This window comes from Thermococcus paralvinellae (genome assembly GCF_000517445.1).
Classification (GTDB): Archaea; Methanobacteriota_B; Thermococci; order Thermococcales; family Thermococcaceae; genus Thermococcus_B; species Thermococcus_B paralvinellae.
On record NZ_CP006965.1, the window covers coordinates 1,230,787 to 1,244,976 of the forward strand.

A 14,190-nucleotide genomic window follows, 5' to 3' on the forward strand; every position below is an offset into this window, starting at 1 on the left:
CATTAAAATAAAAAAACTTTTTGTAAAAATAATCACAATTGCTTAAATCATATCCGAAAATTGAACCAAATTACAAAAAGTCCATTCGAATACAAAAATAGCAAGACCAACTATGTATATGTCAAACTAGATATGAACTATCAAGCCATCATAAGCAACTCTGACATTATCCCCATACTTCTTTCTAACATGCGCTAAGAGCTGGAGGAAAGGTAAATTTTTATGAGATATATGAGAGAGGTAAACCTTCTCAGCAACTTCAAGTCCGATCTTAGCTCCCTCATCAACGTTATTATGATAAGGATCATCTACACCAGGAGCATATGTGGCATCAACTACAGCCACTCTTGGAGGTTTTTTCTTTAAGATATCCAGAGTCTCTGGAGGAATGCCTTTCGTGTCATATAGAAGGGCGAATCTTTCTCCATCTTCTTCAATTAGAAAACCCACGGTTTCAACTTCATGGTTTAACCTGAGAGCAGTGATTCTTAGGGAGTCAATTTTCAAAACATCACCAGCTTTTATTGTCTTTGGCTTCAGATTCTTTGGATCATTTAAGATCAATGCATCTGCATGGCCTTTTGGAGCGTAAAGCTCCGTTTTCTGTGCCATCCATCTAAGCTTATACAAGCCATAAATGTGGTCGTGGTGCCAGTGTGTAAGAAGAATGCCCTTAAGGGGAACATGAAGGAGGTCTCTTATGTCCGTTCCAACATCAATTAAGATTGCCTCATTGTTTTTGGTTATTACTGCCAATGTTGAAGGTTTTCTTTGAGCAAAACCCAATCTACGAGCCTCTTTACAAGTTTTACAAGTGCAGAGATGAGCTGGAATACCTTCAGACCCTCCAGTTCCTATGAAATAGATTATCATTCAACCACCTATTTTATGGCCATGAAATACTTATTTATAAATTTTGCTGAATTCGACCAAAAGAACTTTATTCTCAGATGATTAGTACATTTCGGTAAAAATGAAGCCAAAGCTCATAGCTGATATGATGCTTGGCCGTTTAGCTAGATGGTTAAGACTTTACGGCTATGACACAGTGTATGGAGTTAAAGACGATGACAGGATTATTGAAATTGCTGAAAAAGAGGGTAGAATAATTCTCACACGAGATGAAGAACTAGCAAAGAGAGCAAAGAATGTTATTTTGATAAAATCAAACAAATTTGAGGAACAGATAAAACAGCTTATGGAGCTTGGATTCACATTCAATGAACTGTTCCCAGAGAATGCAAGATGCCCAAAATGCAACGGACTGATAAAAGGGATACCAAAGGATAAGATAAAAGACAAAATTCCTCCAAGAGTTTACGAAAAATACAACGAATTCTACATCTGCACAGAATGTGGTCAGATTTACTGGCCTGGACGACAGTGGGAGGAAATGGTAAAGATCGACAAAAAGCTGAGGGAAGAAATATGAAGTTCGAAGAATGGGAACCATTTTACAAAGAGATAGTTAGTACAATGGGTTATGATGTAGTGAAAGATAGAGAAGCAGCAAATGTCCTTCGAGATCTGCTTCTCCAAAATAGAAATTATATAAAACCTGATTATATAAGAGAGCTAATTGAAGACAAAAGAGTGTATATTTTCGGGGCTGGGCCAAGTTTGGAGCTTGCTTTGAAGTACCTGTCATTTAAAGATGGGATTAAGATCTCTGCAGACGGGGCAACCTCTGCGCTTTTGGAGTTTGGATTAATCCCAGATATCATTGTCACAGACCTCGATGGAAATGTTGAAGATATAAAGAGAGCCGACAGACTTGGAGCTTATATTGTAGTTCATGCGCATGGAGATAATATCGAGAAGCTAAAAGAATACGTCCCACAGCTTGAAAAAGTTCTTGGAACCTGCCAGACGGAGCCTTTAGACATAGTTTACAACTTCGGCGGCTTTACTGATGGGGATAGGGCTGTTTTTCTAGCGGAAGAGCTTGGGGCAAAAGAGATAACATTAGTTGGGTTTGACTTTGGGGATATTGTTGGAAAATGGAGCAAGCCGCATTTAAAGGGACACACGCCCATCTGGGAATCAAAGAGAAAAAAGTTTGAATTTGCCCAGAAGCTTTTGGAGTGGTTGAAGAAAAATGGAAGGGCAAAGATAGAGCGTATAGTGTGCCGCCCGCTTGACTATGCCATGTCCGAGTGTTATATCGAAAGATAGCTCAGCCACTCCCGTAGTCATCACATATCAGATGGTCAAAGTGTCATCATTGCCCAATAAACTTTTTAAAGTTGTAAATTTTATATTTTATGGTGGAGTACATGGCAGATGTTGAGACAGCGAAGCTTCTTATAAGGATTGGGAGCATCTTGGCAATAATTGAGCCTGTGATTATTGCAGTGATTCTTTTGATAACAATAATAGGAATAATACTTGCAATTCCACTAATGTTCCTCGGATATTGGATACACAAGCGCTCTGACGAGGTTATTGCGCTGATTGAAGAAGGGAGATATAAAGAGGCAAAAGACAAGCTGATAGTTCCAATGGTAGTTGCTCTGATTTTGACAAGCAGGCTTGGTGGAATCTTAATGCTACTTGGCCTTGTTATACTACCTTCCTCAAATAAACAACAGGTTACAACTCTCTGAGCTTCTTGACTTTATTTCCTTTTATGCCAATATATCCACTCTTTTCAAGCTCCCTCAAAATGCTGTAGAGAGACTTCTCGGTTGCATTGATTACCATTACTCCTTTTTCTGTTGGGATTTCAAATGGAAATGCCCTCAGGAACTTCTCAATTATCACATCTACAGGGACTTTTTCATTTCCAAGAGCTTTCAGAATTTCATTGGCAACTATGGACTTTCCAATCAAAGCAAAGTACACATTCATGACATCTTTCTCTGGGAAATACTTTGCCGCAATTTGTAGGGCTTGATTTATCCTTTCAATTCTGAGTTCCTTTATCTCAATCTCCCACTCTGAGACTAAATCGATGAAAGCGAACTGCTTTGCAATCTTTTCCACAGCATCAAGTTGCTTTGCCAAGTCATAGGGGAAGCGGAATTGAAATTTTAGCTTTGTAACGTCAATGCCATCTTTCAGCTTTACCTTGTTTTCCCTGATGTCCAAAGCGGAATTCCTCATGAGTTGGTCTATTATATCTCCCATCCAGTAGCCTTCATTCAGCAGATGTTCAAAGGTGTCACCTTCTTTCAAATGTTCAAGGGCATGAATGAGCTGCTCTTTAAACGACTGGAATCCTCTTAAAATGACCTCCTTCTCTTCACCGCTCAATGTCTCAATCTGTGCTCTAATTTCTTCAAGGGTTCCCTCAATCATGTAGCCAATGAATGTCTCATAACCGAGCCTTTCTTTAACTTCAAACTTTATTCCATTAGCCCTTAATTCGCTAATGAATGTTGCTTTAAGAGCTTCATTCTTAGTTGTGAATCTCATACAATCACCAAAACGGAAAGGATAAAAAGACTTATAGACTTTTGCATGATAGGTGGGTAATATGAGTGAGAAGTTGCTCCTTGATGAGACCCTTAAGAGATGGAAGGGCAAGAAAATTGCCTTAGCGGTTAACAGCGAGCACTCATTTATCGGAATCCTCAAGGATTTTGATGAAGAGTCAATTCTGCTGGAGAATGTAACAGATGTGGTTGGAAACAAGGGGAAAGAGCTTTTAGTCAAAATTGATGATGTAAGCTGGATAATGCTGATGGGTGATTAAAATGAAAGCAGTTGCCTTTGTCGGATATAAGAAGAGCGGAAAGACCGCAAGTTTGGAAAGTGTTGCTAAAGTGCTAAAGGAGAGAGGTTACAAAATAGGCATAGCAAAAAGCATGCACACAAATTTTGATAATGAAGGGAGCGATACATGGAGATTCAAGCAAATAGCTGATTATGTTCTTGTGAAAGCTCAGGATACTGATGCTTTTCTGTTCAAAGCAGATGGTATAAATGCATTTTTCTCAGTTATGCCGGAAGTGGATTTTCTTTTACTTGAAGGATTTAAGAGCATAAAACACATACCAAAAATCATCTGTGCCAGAGATGAAAGTGATATCAAAGAGCTCAATGATGGGCTTGCTATAGCGGTGAGCGGTGTCATAGCAAATGAAAAGAGCGAAGAGATTGACGGCTTGCCAATAATAAACGCCCTTGAGGAGTCAGAGAAGCTCGCTGACTTGATTGAGAAAAAAGCCTTCATGCTCCCTAACATTGACTGCCACATGTGTGGATTCACATGCTATGAAATGGCAAAGTTCATCGTTAAGGGAGAGAAAACTCTCAATGACTGTAAGGTCATAAGCTCCAAGCCAAAAGTTGTCGTTAAGATTGATGGGAAAGTTCTTCCAATGAAGGACTGGGTGCAGGAAATGGTGGAAAAAACAATAAGAGGTTTACTTTCCTCGATGAAGGGATATAGGGATGGAAAGATTGATATTAGGATTGAATGATCTCAATTTCTACTTCCTCAATTTTCTCATCATCTTTCAAAATAAATGCCCCATAATTTCCTTTGTTGTCCACAATAAGCCACACATTTCTCCAGAGCTTCATTCCTCTAATGTCCCTCTCTGAAGGAATAGGCTTGCATAAATGGGAGTGAAAGATTCCGACAGGCTCAAGACCCTTTTCATCTGCATAGTCAAGAACCTCAACAATCTCAAGAGGATCTATTTCAAAAGCGGTTGGAGAATTCAGCTTGTTTTTTGTGAACACAGCTTCCTCAACGATGACATCGTTGTCTTTTTGTCTTCCTAGCAGAAAGCCGCATATCTCAATTTTGCTTTCTTTGGCTTTCTCCAGAATCATGAATAAATGTTCATATTTGATGATTAGCCTCATGGATGTTCATTTTTCATCAATGACAATTAAGATTTTCTGTTCATTGGTGCTTATTTTAGTACAAAAACGTTTAAATACGTAAATTATACTTCAACTTAAGACTGCAATGTCTCTAAAGGAGAGGATTACAATGATTGCTCGGATTGTCTATTATAGGCAAAATTCATTACCAGAAGAAGAAATATTGATTGTGAACAGCTTTGAAAAGGCTGTTGAAATTGCAAGGAAAAGGCTTAAACTTGTGAGAGCCGTAAGCTTTGAAATTGAACTCATTTAACGCTCCGCTTTTGTCTTCTTCTCCCTTCTTTTTTTAATCAATTATCTTATTTATAAAGCCGTTTTCTGTAAGATAACCTTTTCTGATTAGCTCTCCGTTTTTATATATTCATAAACTAGTGGCACTCCAGTGGGTATGCTGAGCCTAAGCACCTCTTCCTCTGTGAGGTTCTCAATATGCATCACAATTGACCTTAGACTGTTTCCATGGGCTGATACCAGAACATTCCTACCTTTTTCAAGTTCTGGAATTATCCTCTCTTTTAAGTAGGGTATTGTTCTTTCAGCAGTATCCTTTAGACTCTCCCCTCCTGGAGGTGCCATATCGTAGCTTCGTGCCCAAAGCAAGATTTGCTCATCACCATAGACCTTCTTCGCATAGTCCTTGTTCCAGCCTTGAAGCTTCCCATAATAGCGTTCATTTAGCTGCCATGCTGTGTAAACTGGAATGTAGTTTTTTCCGTGCTCTCCGTAAACAATACCCCATTCTTTCATTTTTCCACTTTCATGCTCTATCTTTGGAACTCCATGTTTATTTTTGCTCATTATCAGCATTGCCGTCTGAATTGATCTCACAAGCTCGGAAGTAAAGATCACATCAAACTTGTAATTCTTCAAAAGTTCACCAGCTTTTAATGCCTCTTGAATACCTTTTTCGCTTAGAGGGACATCAACCCAGCCCGTAAAAAGATTTAATCTGTTCCAGAGGCTTTCACCATGTCTGATCAAAACGAGCAGAGGCATTAGACACACCTAATAAAAAACAAATAAAGAAGTTAAAAACATTACTCCCTTTCACTTATCAGTGTCATCAGAACTAGCAAAAATAAAAATACCGGGAAAGGTTAAAGATCTAAAGGGGTATCAGCCCCTCATTTTCTTGAACTGCTCCTCTATTTTCTTGTAGTACTCCATCGTTTCCTTGCTAACACTCGGCCCAACTTTCTTCAGTGCTTCTTCGAAGTCCTTCATTGTGACCTTGACTTTCTGTCTAACCTCATCCATCTTAACGCCTGGCTTAATGACTCCTTCCTTAAGTGCTCTTCTCATTGCATTCATTGCTGCTTCTCTGCAGACCGCTGCAATGTCTGCACCTGTGTAGCCATCTGTTCTCTTGGCCAATTCTTTGAGGTCAACGTCCTCAGCTAGAGGCATCTTTCTCGTGTGCACCTTGAATATCTCGTATCTTGCTTTCTCATCTGGTGCTGGAACTAAGATTAACCTATCAAATCTTCCAGGTCTGAGCAGTGCCGGATCTAGGATGTCTGGTCTGTTAGTTGCTGCAATGACAACGACACCACTGTTCTCTTCGATACCGTCCATCTCTGTGAGGAGCTGGTTAATTAGTCTGTCTGTCACTCTGTTCACGTCAGTTCCTCTTCTTGGTGCTATCGCGTCAATCTCGTCAATGAATATCACTGTTGGTGCAGCTTGTCTCGCCTTCCTGAAGATTTCCCTAATGTTCTTCTCGCTCTCACCAACCCATTTACTTAAAACCTCTGGACCTCTGATTCCAATGAAGTTGGCCTCACTCTCTGTTGCCACAGCCTTTGCTAGGAGTGTCTTACCTGTTCCTGGTGGACCGTAAAGGAGGATTCCCTTTGGTGGATTAATTCCTAATGCCTGGAATGCCTCTGGATACTTGAGTGGCCACTCAACTGCTTCTCTCAAAGCTTCCTTGACCTCTTCGAGCCCACCTATGTCCTCCCATCTTACATTTGGAATCTCAAGGAGTACTTCTCTGAGTGCTGATGGTTCAATCATCTTCAACGCCTCATAGAAGTCTCTCTTAGTTACCTTAAGCTCCTCTAACACTTCTTTTGGAATGTGCTCTGCCTCAAAGTCAATCTTACCTTCTTTGATTAGTCTTCTCAAAGCAGCCATTGCAGCTTCTCTTGCCAAAGCTGCCAAATCTGCACCCACGAATCCGTGTGTCTTATCTGCGAGCTCTTCAAGCAGTGCATCAATTAAGCGGTGCTTGACCTCATCGTAAAGTCTCTCATCAAGGCTCTTGAGGATATCTTGTATCTCCCTTTCATCCTTGGCTCTCTCGACTTTCTCTATTGCCTTATCAATGATATCTCTGAATCTCTCGTCTCCTCTAAGCTCTTCTAGGATTCTCTTAACATCGCTCTTTCTGAACTCTGGCTCAATTGGCATTCCTCTTGTGTGAATCTGGAGAATTTCTTTTCTTCCCTGTCTGTCTGGAACACCAACTTCAATCTCTCTATCGAATCTTCCAGGCCTTCTTAAAGCTGGGTCTAGGGCATCTGGTCTGTTAGTTGCACCTATGACAATGACCTTTCCTCTGCTCTTGAGACCATCCATTAATGCCAAGAGCTGAGCAACTACCCTCTTCTCAACCTCTCCAGTTACTTCACTTCTCTTTGGAGCTATTGCATCAATCTCATCAATGAAGATTATGCTTGGAGCGTTTTCTTCAGCTTCCTTGAAGACTTCTCTAAGTCTTTCCTCGCTCTCACCATAGTACTTGCTCATGATTTCTGGGCCATTGATGGCTATGAAGTGAGCGTTTGCTTCATTTGCAACGGCCTTAGCTAACAATGTCTTACCTGTTCCTGGTGGGCCATAGAGCAATACACCCTTGGGTGGCTCAATTCCGAGCTTCTCAAAGATTTCTGGGTGCTTAAGCGGGAGCTCAATCATTTCTCTGATCTTCTGGATTACATCCTTAAGACCACCAATGTCCTCGTAGGTAACTCCAAGGGCAGCTGTCTTGGCAACCTCTTTAACCGGCTTTTCACTAACTGTGAAGTCTGTGAACTCTGTGACCTGGACGATTCCAGCCGGTGTCGTTGCTGTTACAACGAAGGTAAGCTCCTGTCCAAGGACGCCGATTTTAATGTAGTCCCCTCTAACGACTGGTCTTCCAATGAGCCTTGAGTGTAACCAGTCAACGAAGTCTGCTCCAAATCTGATTGGCTCTGTTGGAGCTAAGACAACTTTCTTTGCCTCCTTGACTTCGGCTTTCCTTACAGTTACTTCGTCTCCAAGTCCAACCCCAGCGTTCTTTCTGATTGTACCGTCCATTCTGATAATGTCCAATCCTTCATCCTCTGGGTATGCTGGCCAAACAACTGCTGCTGTATTCTTTGTTCCAATAATTTCCACTATATCCCCTGGCTGAACGCCAATTGTACGCATAGCCTTTCTATCAATCCTAACTATCCCCCTACCAACATCCCTCTGGTAAGCGGAAGCAACCTTAAGCTTGATTTCCTTCTTATCTGCCATCTCACATCACCTCAAAGTTCTTTTTTCTTCAATGAGTAGATGATCGTGAATAAAAACTAAAAGTGAAATAATGAAAGATCTTCACTCTACCTTAACCTCAAATCCTTCTCCTTCTTTCTTTGTTGGGTGCTTCTTTGGAATCCTGATCTCAAGGACACCGTTGTTGTACTTTGCTTTTGCCTTCTCTGGAATGACTTCCTCTGGGAGTCTGATGACTCTTCTGTAACCACTGTAGTACCTTTCAATTCTGATTGCACCTTCTCTTTCAAGCTCTTTCTCTCTCCTCACTTGAGCTTCAATGTAAACAGCATCCTCTGTAACTCTAACTTTGATGTCTTCTTTTCTCACACCTGGGAGCTCAGCAGTAATTATGAACTCGTCACCGTTGTCGAAGATGTCAACGAATGGCTCTCTCCAAACTCCTTCAATTCTCTCCTCAAAGTACTCTGGCTCACTCCATCTTCTGTAGCTCCAGAGCCTTGGACCTCTGAAGAACTCGTTGAAGATGCTGTCAATTTCTTCCTGAATCTCTCTCATTATGTCAAATGGATCCCAAATGTCCCACCTTCTCACTCTCCTCACCATCCCTCTCACCCCCATTATATTTTTGGTTACCAATAGTTACTAAAATATCCTATCTTTATAAACTTTTCGCACCCAGTAGTAATCATCAGTGAACTTAAGTGTTCATCCTCCTAAACCGCAAGGTTTATAAGCCAGAATCTTTCCTTTATTCTTTGGACGGTGGGGCGGTAGCTCAGCCTGGGAGAGCGCCGGACTGAAGATCCGGGTGTCGGGGGTTCAAATCCCCCTCGCCCCACCACTTTTTGAGCGGTGGTAGTCTAGCCTGGTCTAGGACGCCGGCCTTCCAAGCCGGCGACCCGGGTTCAAATCCCGGCCACCGCACCACAAACTTTTCTGAAAGAACAGAATTTCAACAAGTACAATTTTAGTGTAATTCTTCGTGCTATCTAAATTCACACAAACTGTTATATACGATAAAAGATTAATAAAACACATAAGGATTTTCGGAGTGAGTATAATGACAATTGAAAAAGACTTGTTTAGATTCACTGAAAAGGACATATTTGAGAAAGTTGTAAACCTTTATGGGGTCTACGAGCTTGTGGACAAAGAAGGGAATGTTTTATACATCGGAGTTGGAAATCTTACGGATGCACTTTTAACACATCTACCTTCGGGCTCTGATCCGATAATAGGAGCATCATATTTCAGTTATGAAGTAACAGAAAACATAGATAAAGCTGAAAAAATGCAAAAATCACTTTTAGATGACTATCTTAGAAAATACGGCGAGTTACCAAGGTTTAACCGAAAAATTAGGAAGAGAAAGGGTTAATTTGTAAAATCTCACCAGCCTTGCACTATCTTCAAAACTTTGTCATCAACTTTTCCTTCTTCAACATCTGCAATTGCTTGCTCCAGTCTATCTAGGCCCTCATCCAAAAGCTCCTTCTCTATCGTCAAAGGGGGCTGAATTCTGAGGACATTTCCATGAAGGAATGCTAAGACCAAGCCAAGCTCATAAGCTCTCCAAACAACTTTCTTAGCTTCGTCAAAAGCTCTTTCCTTTGTTTCCCTGTCTTTCACCAAATCAACACCAATCATCAGGCCCTTTCCTCTAACATCTCCGATGAGTTCATGCTCTTCTTGCATTTTCTTGAGCCTCTTCATGGTGTAATCTCCAAGCTTCTCAGCTCTTTTAAGCAAATTCTTTTCTTCAATTTCTTCAATAACTGCCAAAGCTGCTCTGCTCACCACTGGACTTCCACTAAGCGTAAATGTATGCCCCAATGGCGGTAAAGATTCCATGATTTCCTCCTTCCCTATGATGGCGCTTATTGGCAACCCTCCTCCCAAAGGTTTTGCGAGCGTTATTATATCCGGTACAACTCCAAAATGCTCAATTGCGAACCACTTGCCAGTCCTTCCTAATCCGCTTTGAACTTCGTCAACAACTAAGAGAATCCCATGCTCATCGAGGATTTTCTTGAGCTTTTTGAAGTAATCATCTGGAGGAACTATCATCCCAGCATCTCCCTGGATAGGCTCAGCAAATAGAGCGGCAACACCATCTGCATAAACTTCTTTCTCAAATTTATATTCAAGGTAGGATATACACTTAAGGTGACATTTTCCCTTTTCTTGTCCAAATGGACAACGATAACAGTCGGGATAGGGGATATAATGCACATCGCTCAGTTCTCCCACCAAGGCTCTAGTCTCAAAATCAAGACCTGTTATGCTCATAGCCCCATACGTTGCTCCGTAATAGCTCCCCAAGTAACTTAAAATTGTTCTTCTTTTTGTGTATGCTCTTGCGAACTTAATTGCTCCGTCATTTGCATCGCTACCACTTAAGCCCAAAACCACTTTAGAATTCTCTATTGGTGAAATCTTAACAAGCTTTTCAGCCAGGAGGAGAGGTTCAACAGTATAGCCATAGATGAAAGTGAAGTGTATCAACTCATCCGCTTGCTCCTTTATCGCTCTCACAACTCTCTCATTATTATGTCCAACATTTTGAACAGCAGCATCAGAGAGGAAATCTATGTATTCTCTTCCCTCAATGTCCCAAACTTTGGCATTTTTTGCTTTAACACCAACAATTGGGGCATAAGTTACACGAGCAGCTTTTGGGAACACTTTTGAATATCGAAAAATTATCTCCTCTTTCTTCATGATTGTCACCATAAACTAAGTTAAGATTAACATCTAAATAGAATTTTTGGCCATAAATTTGAACAAATGTCAAGCCTTTAATTCCATACGAACGTCTTCGTCCAACAATAGAAAAAGTGCCAATGCTGACAATATGGCAAGTATAAATGATGAAACAGTTAACCCTACTATTGCCCATAGCAAGCCGAAGAGAAAATCAAGCAGAGCTACATAAGTCGCAGCACTTATTGCGCTATCTCTTCCAAGGAAAATCCCAAAACCAATTAGAAGATGAATCGAGCCAATGCCCCAAAATCCTAGAAAAGTAAATCTGTCAGATATACTAAGCAGACCCAATCCATAAAAATACATGCTCATCAAAAGAAAGAAAAGAATTAAGAGTGGCTTTGGCTTCATTCTCCTAATTCCTCCACCGGCATCTTCATCCTTGAGACTGCAATCAACGTTAAGATACCAAGCAAGGGCATGAATGCCAGCTCACCAAAGGCCAATCCAACGCTCTGCTTTGCCAGTAGTTCTGTAACTGATGGAGCTACTATGTTCGCAGTGTTTGAAATAAGCCCTAATGCGAACGAAGCCTTTGGATAGATGCTCTTTGGATAGGTTGCCGGTGCTGATGTCCAGAACGCTGGACCAGTCCCCTGAATCGTTCCCACAAGCCAGACTGCTGCCAAAGTCATGGTGTAGTTCCCGCTAAGCATCGCTTTTGCATAAATAATCAATCCCACGAATGATAAGGCATATGAGATTATCATAACTTGAACAATAGCCTTAAAGAGTCCTCTTGAAGTTGGGTTCTTTCTTGAAAGCAGATATCCTATGTATCCAAAGACAATTGACCAGATTGCCTTTGCGATGTTTAGGTTTGTGCTGAGCGTTGCTACATGAGTCTTTGTCCATCCCATGTCGTAGGCGATTGAGGCTGAGAATCCAACGATTGTGAAGATCACCCATAGAGCTGGGAAAAATGTGAATCCTAAAACCCATGTGAACTTGAGCTTCCAGACGTTTATCTTTGCTTCTCCTTTTTCATGGATTATCTCAAAGTCCTCTGTAAAGAGCCACCATATCAGCAGAACGGCATACATTATGAGAACTGTAACTAAAAAGCCGCCCTTCCATCCAAATGCATGGATTAGATATTTAGCACTCATTGAACCAAAAACTCCGCCCCAGAAGATTCCAGAGAGAATTATACCCTTTGCGAAAGGTCTTTCGGCAACAAAATATCTTGCTATTTGAGTGCTGAAGAGCGGAACAAGTGTAACCACAAAACCTTGGATGAACCTTAAGAAAACTGCAACATACCAATTTGGAGCATAGGGAATCAACAGCTGTGGAATTGCAGCCCAGCTTAGAGCTATTGCAACGCTCCTCTTAAAGCTCCCTTCATAAATCTTTGTGTGTCCTAAAAGGAATGCAACAAAAAGACCAAAGACATAAGCTATGTGCTGTAAATCGAAGGCATCACTGCTAATTCCAAAATGGGCAATCACATCTGGCTTAGCGACACTCATCATGGTAAGCGTTCCAAATCCAGCAGTCATGACAATTGTGTTAAGGATTACAGACCTCCACCGCTTCATTTTCTCACCCCATTAGATTTTTCCAAAGAACATCAACAATCCAAAAAGGATAAACAATATTCCTGCTCCTTTGTGAATTAACTCCACAGGTAGAGCTTCTCCAATCTTCTCTCCAATAAAAGCACCTATCAAATTCACCAAAGCAAGACCTAAAATAGCACCAACAAAAGCTTTAACCCAGCCATATTTTGATGCAAATGCGATCGTAGCTAACTGTGTTTTATCGCCAAGCTCGGCAAGGAATATTGCAACAAAGACATAGAGCACTTCTTTCATTGGGCTTCCTCCTAAAGATAGTGAAAAGGAAAAATAAAAATTCAAAGCTCTTCCAAAGCTTTCTTCATTCTTTCCATAGCCTCAATGAGCTTTTCCTTCTTTGTTGCATAGCTTATCCTTACATATCCCTCTCCGTTCTTTCCAAATGCTGTTCCTGGAATCACAACAACCTTTGCCTTGTTTAAGAGCCATTCACTGAACTCTTCACTTGTCATTCCAGTCTCTTTTATGTTGGCAAAGATGTAAAATGCTCCCTTGGGCTCAAATGCAGAAATATGCGGCATTTCTTTAATTGCATCAAGAACAATTTTTCTCCTCTCAGCATATTCTCGTCTCATACGCTCAACAGCCTTCCAGCTCTCCGGACTTCTTAAAGCCTCAACTCCAGCAACTTGAACAAATGATGCAACGTTTCCGATAACATAAGCGTGGAGTTTTATCATATCCTTGATAATATCTTTTGGTGCAATTGCAAAGCCTAGACGCCAGCCAGTCATTGCAAATGTCTTAGAGAAGCTGTTTGCTAAAATCGTGTTATCTGGAGCATATTTAAGCATTGGATAATGCTTTGCATCATCATAAAGGAAATGCTCGTAGGGCTCATCGCTGAGAATATAGAGATTGTAATCTTCAGCAATATCTGCAATAGCCTTCACAGTTTCTTCATCTATTGTAGCCCCAGTTGGATTATTTGGATAGTTAATCACAATCATCCTTGTCCTCTTCGTTATAAGTTCTAAAAGCTCATCTGGATCTGGCTGAAAGCCGTTTTCCTCCCTTAATGGAAGCCTTACTATCCCAGCCTCAGCGAGCTTAGCATCTTCAGCATAACATACAAACGCGGGATCAGGTATTATAACCTCGTCACCCTTCTCAAGGAGGGTTTCAAAGGCCAAATACGTTGCCTCATAAGCACCAGCAGTTACTATGATGCTGTCAGTTGAAACGTCTAAGTTGTACATTTCTTTGTAATATTCGCTTATAGCTTGTCTAAGCTCTAGAATTCCAGCGTTTGGAGTGTAGTGAGTCCATCCTTCGTCTAAGGCTTTTTTCGCTGCGTCCTTTATGTTTTGTGGAGTGTCAAAATCCGGCTCTCCAATGCCAAGAGAAATGACGTTTTCCATTTTTCTTGCCTTTTCAAAGAGTTCTCTAATCTTCGAGCGTTGAATTAAGTTGATACGTTCAGCTATAAAATATCTGTGTCTCTTATAACGCATAATCATCCCCCCATGGCATTTAAAGGGTGAAGTAATCTTCTTAATAAACTTATCGAGAA

The 14,190-nt window shown here is 40.9% G+C and carries 18 protein-coding genes and 2 tRNA genes; 9 read left to right on the top strand and 11 right to left on the bottom strand.

What is annotated here, in order from left to right; genetic code table 11:
• Positions 1–126: 126 nt before the first annotated feature.
• A complete protein-coding gene (locus TES1_RS06790; RefSeq protein ID WP_042681335.1) occupies positions 127–873 on the bottom strand; it encodes an MBL fold metallo-hydrolase in 747 nt (248 codons plus the stop codon).
• Between the two features lie 100 nt (positions 874–973).
• On the opposite strand from TES1_RS06790, the gene TES1_RS06795 reads away from it, so the two are divergent.
• From TES1_RS06795 to TES1_RS06805, 3 genes are all read left to right on the top strand, one after another.
• Positions 974–1,432: a Mut7-C RNAse domain-containing protein gene (locus TES1_RS06795; protein WP_042681337.1), complete on the top strand. Its 459-nt coding sequence runs from the start codon at positions 974–976 to the stop codon at positions 1,430–1,432.
• The gene (locus tag TES1_RS06800; RefSeq protein WP_042681339.1) at positions 1,429–2,175 is read left to right on the top strand and encodes a 6-hydroxymethylpterin diphosphokinase MptE-like protein; all 747 of its coding nucleotides are present in this window, start codon (positions 1,429–1,431) and stop codon (positions 2,173–2,175) included. Before TES1_RS06795 ends, TES1_RS06800 begins: the two co-directional genes overlap by 4 nt.
• An 89-nt stretch (positions 2,176–2,264) precedes the next feature.
• On the top strand, positions 2,265–2,606 hold the full coding sequence (locus tag TES1_RS06805; RefSeq protein ID WP_227738472.1) for a hypothetical protein: 342 nt from the start codon (positions 2,265–2,267) through the stop codon (positions 2,604–2,606).
• On the opposite strand, the gene TES1_RS06810 is transcribed toward TES1_RS06805, so the two are convergent.
• Entirely contained in the window at positions 2,593–3,417 is an 825-nt protein-coding gene (locus tag TES1_RS06810; RefSeq protein WP_042681343.1) for a hypothetical protein, read from the bottom strand. The genes TES1_RS06805 and TES1_RS06810 overlap by 14 nt on opposite strands.
• Before the next feature lie 61 nt (positions 3,418–3,478).
• Between TES1_RS06810 and TES1_RS06815 the strand changes: the two genes are divergently transcribed.
• Together TES1_RS06815 and TES1_RS06820 are read left to right on the top strand one after the other, a co-directional pair.
• Positions 3,479–3,697: an LSm family protein gene (locus TES1_RS06815; RefSeq protein ID WP_042681345.1), complete on the top strand. Its 219-nt coding sequence runs from the start codon at positions 3,479–3,481 to the stop codon at positions 3,695–3,697.
• 1 nt (position 3,698) lies between these two features.
• Positions 3,699–4,427: a molybdopterin-guanine dinucleotide biosynthesis protein MobB gene (locus TES1_RS06820; protein WP_042681347.1), complete on the top strand. Its 729-nt coding sequence runs from the start codon at positions 3,699–3,701 to the stop codon at positions 4,425–4,427.
• Here the strand turns inward: TES1_RS06820 and TES1_RS06825 are convergent.
• Positions 4,414–4,818: a M67 family metallopeptidase gene (locus tag TES1_RS06825; RefSeq protein WP_042681348.1), complete on the bottom strand. Its 405-nt coding sequence runs from the start codon at positions 4,816–4,818 to the stop codon at positions 4,414–4,416. The genes TES1_RS06820 and TES1_RS06825 overlap by 14 nt on opposite strands.
• Positions 4,819–4,948: 130 nt before the next feature.
• Between TES1_RS06825 and TES1_RS11025 the strand changes: the two genes are divergently transcribed.
• Positions 4,949–5,095: a hypothetical protein gene (locus TES1_RS11025; protein WP_173391293.1), complete on the top strand. Its 147-nt coding sequence runs from the start codon at positions 4,949–4,951 to the stop codon at positions 5,093–5,095.
• A gap of 86 nt (positions 5,096–5,181) precedes the next feature.
• Here TES1_RS11025 and TES1_RS06830 read toward each other — a convergent pair whose 3' ends face one another.
• The 3 genes from TES1_RS06830 to TES1_RS06840 form a co-directional block, all read right to left on the bottom strand.
• Positions 5,182–5,838: a 2,3-bisphosphoglycerate-dependent phosphoglycerate mutase gene (locus tag TES1_RS06830; protein WP_042681350.1), complete on the bottom strand. Its 657-nt coding sequence runs from the start codon at positions 5,836–5,838 to the stop codon at positions 5,182–5,184.
• A 120-nt stretch (positions 5,839–5,958) separates the two neighbouring features.
• Positions 5,959–8,349, bottom strand: coding sequence for a CDC48 family AAA ATPase (locus TES1_RS06835; protein WP_042681353.1), 2,391 nt, complete (start codon positions 8,347–8,349; stop codon positions 5,959–5,961).
• An 81-nt stretch (positions 8,350–8,430) separates the two neighbouring features.
• The gene (locus tag TES1_RS06840; RefSeq protein WP_042681355.1) at positions 8,431–8,934 is read right to left on the bottom strand and encodes an Hsp20/alpha crystallin family protein; all 504 of its coding nucleotides are present in this window, start codon (positions 8,932–8,934) and stop codon (positions 8,431–8,433) included.
• A 161-nt stretch (positions 8,935–9,095) separates the two neighbouring features.
• Here TES1_RS06840 and TES1_RS06845 point away from each other — a divergent pair.
• The 3 genes from TES1_RS06845 to TES1_RS06855 all read left to right on the top strand — a co-directional run bounded on the left by TES1_RS06845 (position 9,096) and on the right by TES1_RS06855 (position 9,709).
• Positions 9,096–9,172 (top strand) — tRNA-Phe (locus tag TES1_RS06845).
• An 8-nt stretch (positions 9,173–9,180) separates the two neighbouring features.
• Positions 9,181–9,258 (top strand) — tRNA-Gly (locus TES1_RS06850).
• A 133-nt stretch (positions 9,259–9,391) separates the two neighbouring features.
• Positions 9,392–9,709, top strand: a complete 318-nt coding sequence (locus TES1_RS06855; RefSeq protein ID WP_042681357.1) for a DUF7508 domain-containing protein — start codon at positions 9,392–9,394, stop codon at positions 9,707–9,709.
• 11 nt (positions 9,710–9,720) lie between these two features.
• On the opposite strand, the gene TES1_RS06860 is transcribed toward TES1_RS06855, so the two are convergent.
• The 5 genes from TES1_RS06860 to TES1_RS06880 all read right to left on the bottom strand — a co-directional run bounded on the left by TES1_RS06860 (position 9,721) and on the right by TES1_RS06880 (position 14,131).
• A complete protein-coding gene (locus TES1_RS06860) occupies positions 9,721–11,052 on the bottom strand; it encodes a leucine/methionine racemase (RefSeq protein WP_096325223.1) in 1,332 nt (443 codons plus the stop codon).
• A 69-nt stretch (positions 11,053–11,121) separates the two neighbouring features.
• The gene (locus tag TES1_RS06865; RefSeq protein ID WP_042681361.1) at positions 11,122–11,448 is read right to left on the bottom strand and encodes a hypothetical protein; all 327 of its coding nucleotides are present in this window, start codon (positions 11,446–11,448) and stop codon (positions 11,122–11,124) included.
• On the bottom strand, positions 11,445–12,638 hold the full coding sequence (locus TES1_RS06870) for an MFS transporter (protein ID WP_042681363.1): 1,194 nt from the start codon (positions 12,636–12,638) through the stop codon (positions 11,445–11,447). The genes TES1_RS06865 and TES1_RS06870 overlap by 4 nt, the downstream gene beginning before the upstream one ends.
• Positions 12,639–12,650: 12 nt before the next feature.
• Complete coding sequence (locus TES1_RS06875) at positions 12,651–12,914, bottom strand: TMEM165/GDT1 family protein (RefSeq protein ID WP_042681365.1); 264 nt, start codon at positions 12,912–12,914, stop codon at positions 12,651–12,653.
• Between the two features lie 41 nt (positions 12,915–12,955).
• Positions 12,956–14,131: an aminotransferase class I/II-fold pyridoxal phosphate-dependent enzyme gene (locus TES1_RS06880; protein WP_042681367.1), complete on the bottom strand. Its 1,176-nt coding sequence runs from the start codon at positions 14,129–14,131 to the stop codon at positions 12,956–12,958.
• Between the last annotated feature and the right edge of the window lie 59 nt (positions 14,132–14,190).

Coding starts and splice junctions, on each gene's coding strand:
- TES1_RS06790 (WP_042681335.1), bottom strand. CDS start 873: ATGATAATCTATTTCATAGGAACTGGAGGGTCTGAAGGTATTCCAGCT.
- TES1_RS06795 (WP_042681337.1), top strand. CDS start 974: ATGAAGCCAAAGCTCATAGCTGATATGATGCTTGGCCGTTTAGCTAGA.
- TES1_RS06800 (WP_042681339.1), top strand. CDS start 1,429: ATGAAGTTCGAAGAATGGGAACCATTTTACAAAGAGATAGTTAGTACA.
- TES1_RS06805 (WP_227738472.1), top strand. CDS start 2,265: ATGGTGGAGTACATGGCAGATGTTGAGACAGCGAAGCTTCTTATAAGG.
- TES1_RS06810 (WP_042681343.1), bottom strand. CDS start 3,417: ATGAGATTCACAACTAAGAATGAAGCTCTTAAAGCAACATTCATTAGC.
- TES1_RS06815 (WP_042681345.1), top strand. CDS start 3,479: ATGAGTGAGAAGTTGCTCCTTGATGAGACCCTTAAGAGATGGAAGGGC.
- TES1_RS06820 (WP_042681347.1), top strand. CDS start 3,699: ATGAAAGCAGTTGCCTTTGTCGGATATAAGAAGAGCGGAAAGACCGCA.
- TES1_RS06825 (WP_042681348.1), bottom strand. CDS start 4,818: ATGAGGCTAATCATCAAATATGAACATTTATTCATGATTCTGGAGAAA.
- TES1_RS11025 (WP_173391293.1), top strand. CDS start 4,949: ATGATTGCTCGGATTGTCTATTATAGGCAAAATTCATTACCAGAAGAA.
- TES1_RS06830 (WP_042681350.1), bottom strand. CDS start 5,838: ATGCCTCTGCTCGTTTTGATCAGACATGGTGAAAGCCTCTGGAACAGA.
- TES1_RS06835 (WP_042681353.1), bottom strand. CDS start 8,349: ATGGCAGATAAGAAGGAAATCAAGCTTAAGGTTGCTTCCGCTTACCAG.
- TES1_RS06840 (WP_042681355.1), bottom strand. CDS start 8,934: ATGGTGAGGAGAGTGAGAAGGTGGGACATTTGGGATCCATTTGACATA.
- TES1_RS06855 (WP_042681357.1), top strand. CDS start 9,392: ATGACAATTGAAAAAGACTTGTTTAGATTCACTGAAAAGGACATATTT.
- TES1_RS06860 (WP_096325223.1), bottom strand. CDS start 11,052: ATGAAGAAAGAGGAGATAATTTTTCGATATTCAAAAGTGTTCCCAAAA.
- TES1_RS06865 (WP_042681361.1), bottom strand. CDS start 11,448: ATGAAGCCAAAGCCACTCTTAATTCTTTTCTTTCTTTTGATGAGCATG.
- TES1_RS06870 (WP_042681363.1), bottom strand. CDS start 12,638: ATGAAGCGGTGGAGGTCTGTAATCCTTAACACAATTGTCATGACTGCT.
- TES1_RS06875 (WP_042681365.1), bottom strand. CDS start 12,914: ATGAAAGAAGTGCTCTATGTCTTTGTTGCAATATTCCTTGCCGAGCTT.
- TES1_RS06880 (WP_042681367.1), bottom strand. CDS start 14,131: ATGCGTTATAAGAGACACAGATATTTTATAGCTGAACGTATCAACTTA.